Annotated in this window: 6 protein-coding genes; 4 read left to right on the top strand and 2 right to left on the bottom strand. The window is 65.3% G+C overall.

Going from position 1 to position 5,475, the window contains the following annotated elements:
* Positions 1 to 150: 150 nt before the first annotated feature.
* Both DK926_RS26150 and DK926_RS26155 read right to left on the bottom strand, forming a co-directional pair.
* On the bottom strand, positions 151 to 1,110 hold the full coding sequence (locus tag DK926_RS26150) for a pirin family protein (protein ID WP_068427258.1): 960 nt from the start codon (positions 1,108 to 1,110) through the stop codon (positions 151 to 153).
* A gap of 149 nt (positions 1,111 to 1,259) precedes the next feature.
* The gene (locus DK926_RS26155; protein WP_114332819.1) at positions 1,260 to 2,108 is read right to left on the bottom strand and encodes a mycofactocin-coupled SDR family oxidoreductase; all 849 of its coding nucleotides are present in this window, start codon (positions 2,106 to 2,108) and stop codon (positions 1,260 to 1,262) included.
* Between the two features lie 109 nt (positions 2,109 to 2,217).
* Between DK926_RS26155 and DK926_RS26830 the strand changes: the two genes are divergently transcribed.
* The 4 genes from DK926_RS26830 to DK926_RS26170 all read left to right on the top strand — a co-directional run.
* Complete coding sequence (locus DK926_RS26830; protein ID WP_165839676.1) at positions 2,218 to 2,382, top strand: hypothetical protein; 165 nt, start codon at positions 2,218 to 2,220, stop codon at positions 2,380 to 2,382.
* 86 nt (positions 2,383 to 2,468) lie between these two features.
* Entirely contained in the window at positions 2,469 to 2,897 is a 429-nt protein-coding gene (locus DK926_RS26160) for a GtrA family protein (protein WP_165839678.1), read from the top strand.
* A gap of 60 nt (positions 2,898 to 2,957) precedes the next feature.
* Positions 2,958 to 5,171: a DUF2254 domain-containing protein gene (locus tag DK926_RS26165; protein ID WP_114332821.1), complete on the top strand. Its 2,214-nt coding sequence runs from the start codon at positions 2,958 to 2,960 to the stop codon at positions 5,169 to 5,171.
* Positions 5,172 to 5,291: 120 nt separating this feature from the next.
* The coding region (locus DK926_RS26170; protein WP_165839677.1) for an acyl-ACP desaturase at positions 5,292 to 5,475 on the top strand (184 nt) is incomplete at its 3' end.

The raw sequence follows: 5,475 nt of genomic DNA on the forward strand, positions 1-5,475 counted from the left end.
ACCGGTCGCGTGTGCTTCAGGTGTCCATCGATGCAGCAGCCGACACATCACGGGAAAGACAGCCATCGGCGTCAGCGCGGAAACGAGTCAAACCACTGCATCGACGAACCATTCCAGTATCACTGCGCGGATAGTTGGAACCTGCTCAGACTAAGTGCGCACGGGCGCCGTAGGCGCACCGAAGCGGCCGGACTGGTAGTCCTCGAACGCCTCGATCACCTCGGCCTTGGTGTTCATGACGAACGGGCCTGCCATGGCGACGGGCTCGCGGATCGGCTTGCCGCCGAGCACGAAGACCTCCAACGACTCGCTGCGCGAATCCTGGGTGTCCGACGCCGCGAACTCGATGGAGTCTCCGCGGCCGAACAGCGCCGTCTGACCCATGCGAATCGGACGGCGTTCCGACCCGACGGTGCCGTCGCCCGCGAGGACGTAGACGAGGGCGTTGAAGTCGCGGTTCCACGGCAGCGAGACCTTCGCGCCCGGCGCGACGGTGGCGTGAGCGAGCGCGATGGGGGTGTACGTCGAGCCGGGTCCCTCGTGGCCTGCGACCTCGCCTGCGATCACACGGATCAGAGCGCCGCCGTCGTCGCTGGAGAGCAGGGCGACCTTGTTGCCGGTGATGTCCTGGTAGCGGGGTGCGGCGAGCTTGTTGTCGCGAGGCAGATTCACCCACAGCTGCACGCCGTGGAACAGCCCGCCGGACATCACGAGGTGCTCCGGCGGAGCCTCGATGTGCAGGATTCCGGCACCTGCCGTCATCCACTGTGTGTCGCCGCCGCCGATCAGGCCACCGCCACCGTGCGAGTCCTGGTGCTCCATGATCCCGTCGATCATGTACGTGACGGTCTCGAATCCGCGGTGCGGGTGCCACGGGGTGCCCTTCGGTTCTCCCGGTGCATAGTTGACCTCACCCATCTGGTCCATGTGGATGAACGGGTCGAGTGCGGGAAGGTCGATACCCGCGAACGCGCGGCGAACCGGGAATCCCTCGCCCTCGTATCCGGTCGGTGCCGTCGTGACGGACTTGACCGGCCGCGGTGTCGCGGTGGCGTCGGGAAGCGGGATTCGGGGCAGGGCAAGGATGTTGTCGACTGTCACGGCAGGCATCGTGGACTCCTCTTGTCGGTAGACCGCGCCATTGGTTGACGCTTCAACTACGCTCGGTGTAACAGCCTATCCGGCTCGATATTCCCTCGCCGCAATGGTCTGACGCGCACTGGTCGATCGCACGGACTCGCCGGCGAGGTTCGCCCCGGTCAGCGATTCAGGGTGCCCAGGTCCACGGGAAGCTGAATGCCCGTCACGTGCCGGGCCTCGTCGGAGGCCAGCCACGCGACGGCGGCGGCGATGTCCTCGGGTTGGCTGATCGGATCGGGGAGAGAACCCATGAAGATCGGGCCGAGCGCCGCGCCGTGTTCGCCGAGCAGTTCCATCATGTCGGCGGGCTGCATCCCGGTCTCGACGCCGTGCGGGTGGACCGTGTTGACGCGGATGCCGTACTGACCGAGCTCGTTCGCCATGGAGCGGCACAGCCCCACGATGCCGTGCTTCGACGCGGCATAGTGCGCCAGGAACGGCAGGCCGCGTAGCCCGGCGACCGAACTCGTCAACACGATCGCCCCGCCGGTTCCCTGTTCGAGCAGGATTGGAATCGCGGCCTTCGCGGTGTGGAAGGTACCGGTCAGATTGACGTCGAGAGTTTCCTTCCACTGCTCGGGCGAGATCTTCCACGACATCGCCGCCGAGCAGATACCTGCGTTGGCGACGACGACGTCGAGCCGACCGAGTCGGTCGACGCCGTCCGCCAGTGCTGCGGACAGCGCGTCGAAGTCACGAACATCGGTCTCCGACGCGACGATGCGACGTCCGATCCTCTCGACGGCGTCGACCGTCTCCGCCAAATCGGCGGATGTCGCACCGTCGTACGACGTCGACGCGAACTCGCTGCACGCATCGACCGCGATGATGTCCGCGCCCTCCGATGCCAGTCGCACGGCCTCGGCGCGTCCCTGGCCACGGGCGGCGCCCGTGATGAACGCAACCTTGCTTTGGAACCGCTTGCCGTCGAACTGCTTGCCCTCGAATGTCTCGATTCGACCAGTCATGTCCGGACGCTACAACGGCGAGTGTCCGCCGGATGTCCGATTCGGGGTGGATTCGATCGAAGTTCGGCAGCCCAGTACGGTAAGGGGCGACACCGGGAGGTAAGTAGTAATGGAAAGTATCGGCGCGTTCATCGGAATGGTCGTTGTTGTACTCACGATCGTGCTCGTCGTCTTCGGATGCACGATGCTGTTCATTGCATCGGTGAAGCCGGACATCATGAACTTCGACCTGACGCGCCGCTCGCGCAAGAAGCTGGAGAAGGACCGCTCCTGAGTAGTCTCCTCTGGAGACTTAGGTCATAGCCGGGACCGATCCGGCCGCTCGTGCGGTTGTATGTTTCCGTGGCAGATACCGCGGACGTGCACATCGATGCATGCGGTCCGAGATTGAAGGCGCGGCTGCGAGGTGAGACCGCTCTCGCTCAGTTCGCGCGCTTCGTCTTGGTGGGTGCGTCGAGCAACGTTCTGTACGCCGTCGTGTTCGTCGTCCTTGCTGCTCTCGGATCGTTCGTCGCGAACATCGCAGGAATCGCGGCCAGCACGGTACTCGCGAACGAGCTTCATCGTCGCCACACATTCCACGCCGCCGAGCGAGTCGGGTGGTTCCAGGCGCAGTGGGAAGCGGGGGGCCTCGCCCTCGTCGGTCTCGCTCTCGGTACCGCCGCATTGGCCGCGGTGCACGTTCTCTTTCCCGGCGCATCCGCCGCCGCGCAAATTCTCGTCGTCATCGCGGTCAGCGCCGCCACCGGCGCGCTGCGATTCCTCGCGTTACGCGGTTGGGTGTTCTGACGCACGTCACGGTGCCCCGGCGATAGGCTGACCACGCTCGCCGTAGCGAGGAGGCCTGTGATGGGGAGATGGTTCACCGAAGCGGTCGTGGACACCGGACGTCTTCCGCTGTTCTTCCTGCTCGTGTCGTTTCTGCTCGCCTTTCTGTTCATCCGGTTCAGCGTGCGCATGATCCGCGCCGAAGTCTCGTGGTGGCCGGGCAACGTCACGCCCGGTGGCATGCACATCCACCACGTCATGTTCGGCCTCGTCATGGTCCTCGTGTCGGGGTTCGCGCTCGTCGCTCTCTCCAGTTACGAGACCCCGGTCGCCAACTGCATCCTGGCCGGCGTCTTCGGCGTCGGCAGCGCGTTGATGCTCGACGAGTTCGCACTGATTCTGCATCTGCGCGACGTCTACTGGGCCGAGGAAGGACGGTCGTCGATCGACGCTGTCTTCGTCGCGATCGCGATCTCCGCGCTGTTCCTGCTCGGCGTGCATCCCATCGGTTTCGCCGGCGACTTCGAGGCCTATCAGCAGAACAGGTCGCTGCTGACGCTCGTCGCCGTGCTGGTCGTGATCTTCGGGCAACTGGTGCTCGCTGCGATCACGGTGCTGAAGGGGAAACTCTGGACCGGCCTGGTCGGCTTGTTCTTCGTACCGCTGCTCGTCGTCGGCGCGATCCGACTCGCCCGTCCGTCGTCTCCGTGGGCTCGGTGGCGGTACACCGACAAACCGGAGAAGCAGACGCGAGCCTGGGTGCGCGAGAAGCGTTTCCGCGAACCCGTCGTCCGCGCGAAGATCGTCGCGCAGGAAGCGTTGTCCGGACGCTTCGGTGTTCCGATCGAGGTACCCGAACCGGCAGAACCGCAGGTGACGATGCCGTCGCGTACATTGCCGAATCGGCTGGTGGCGGGAATTCGCTGGACCCGAACGCGCCGACGCCTCAGGCGAACTCCGGTGTGGCGGTTGCCCGCGATTCTGGTGACGCTGTCGATCGTGCTCGCGTTCGTGTTCGTCGCGCTCGACGACGAGTTCGGCTCCACCGACGGCGCTGTCACCACCTCGAGCGAACTCGACATCGGCGCCACGGCGACGCTGCTCAGCGTCATCGCGGGCGGCATGATCACGCTGACCGGTCTGGTGTTCACCGCGATCACCCTCGCGATGCAGTTCGGGGCGTCGCAGATCTCGGTGCGCGTCGTGCCGCTGCTGCAGCAGCAGGCCGTGATGCGGTGGTCCATCGGGATGTTCCTGTCCACGTTCGTCTTCTCGGTCATCATCGCCTCGGATCTCGCGCTGTCCGGAGAGTGGACGGCGCCGGTCGTCTCGACGTCCGTCGCGATCCTGCTGTCGTTCGTCAGCGCATTCCTGTTCATCGCACTCGTGGCGCGCGTCGGCGTCGTGCTCGACTCGGCACGGTTGTTGAGATGGATTGCTGCGCAGGGTCGTTCGTCGATAATTCGGATGTACCCGTCGAGTTCGTCGGCGTCGCGCGGCGCCCTCGCCGCATCCGTGCTCCCGCCGGACGAGCCGACGGGCACGACGACGGTGCGCTTGAAGCAACTGTCGCCGGACGGCCGAATCCTCCTCGCGGTGAACTTCGTTCGCATCGAACGACTCGCGCAGAAGTGGGGCGTGTCCATCGAGTTGATGCCGACGATCGGCGAGTTCGTCGCGCAGGACGCAGTGCTGTTCGAGATCGAAGGACCGCAGCTACGGGTCAGGGCGCATCAGCTGATGGCGTGTCTCGTGTTCGGGGACACGCACAGTCCGACGGTCAGTCCCGCCGCTGCCCTGCAGGCGATCGTCGACATCGCCCTGAAAGCGCTGTCGCCCGCGATCAACGACCCCGGCCGCGCGGTGCAAGCGATCGATCATCTCGAGGATCTCTTGATGACGATCGCACCCCGCGTCCGCACCGACACCGACGACTCGACGCCTACACGCATCCGCGGGACGCGTCGCACCTGGGACGATTACGTCACCATCGCCACCGACGAGATTCGACACTTCAGCACCAACTCCACGCAGGTTCAGCGTCGACTGCGGTCCCTCTTCGTCACCTTGCTCGCGTCGTGCCCGCCGGATCAGCACCCGCCTCTGCTCGCACGCATGGACGCCCTCGACGCACAGGCCGCGCGTGAGTGGAAGGGCGATCTCGATCTGCGACTTGCCAGTGTCGCGGACCCGCAGGGTCTCGGTTCCGAGCGCGGGTCGTCGGGAAGAGTTCTGCCGCTCGTCGTCGGGACCAGGCAGCGCGGCGAGGAGAACGGATCGCGAGACGATCTGTGAGCACGCCCAAGCAGGCCCCGCGCGGGCTTCCGACTTATAACAGACTTCCTCGCAGTCCGCGCTCGGCGCCGTCGAACGCACCTACGCTCTCGTAGGTAATCGATTCGAGGAGGCATGTCCATGGTCAGGGAACTGACACAACTGGAGTTGCTGCGTGAGCTGGTCCCCGCCGCCGAGGACAACGTGAACCGCCACTTGTCCATGGCCAGGGAGTGGCATCCGCACGACTACGTGCCGTGGGACGAGGGCCGTAACTTCGCCGAACTGGGTGGTGTGGACTACGACCCGGAGCAGAGCAAGCTCT

This window comes from Rhodococcus sp. Eu-32 (assembly GCF_003336925.1).
GTDB classification, from domain to species: Bacteria; Actinomycetota; Actinomycetes; order Mycobacteriales; family Mycobacteriaceae; genus Rhodococcoides; species Rhodococcoides kyotonensis_B.

Bases quoted from the DNA above. Each gene is read 5' to 3' on its own strand.
- DK926_RS26165 (WP_114332821.1), top strand. From the start codon at position 2,958: ATGGGGAGATGGTTCACCGAAGCGGTCGTGGACACCGGACGTCTTCCG.
- DK926_RS26155 (WP_114332819.1), bottom strand. From the start codon at position 2,108: ATGACTGGTCGAATCGAGACATTCGAGGGCAAGCAGTTCGACGGCAAG.
- DK926_RS26830 (WP_165839676.1), top strand. From the start codon at position 2,218: ATGGAAAGTATCGGCGCGTTCATCGGAATGGTCGTTGTTGTACTCACG.
- DK926_RS26150 (WP_068427258.1), bottom strand. From the start codon at position 1,110: ATGCCTGCCGTGACAGTCGACAACATCCTTGCCCTGCCCCGAATCCCG.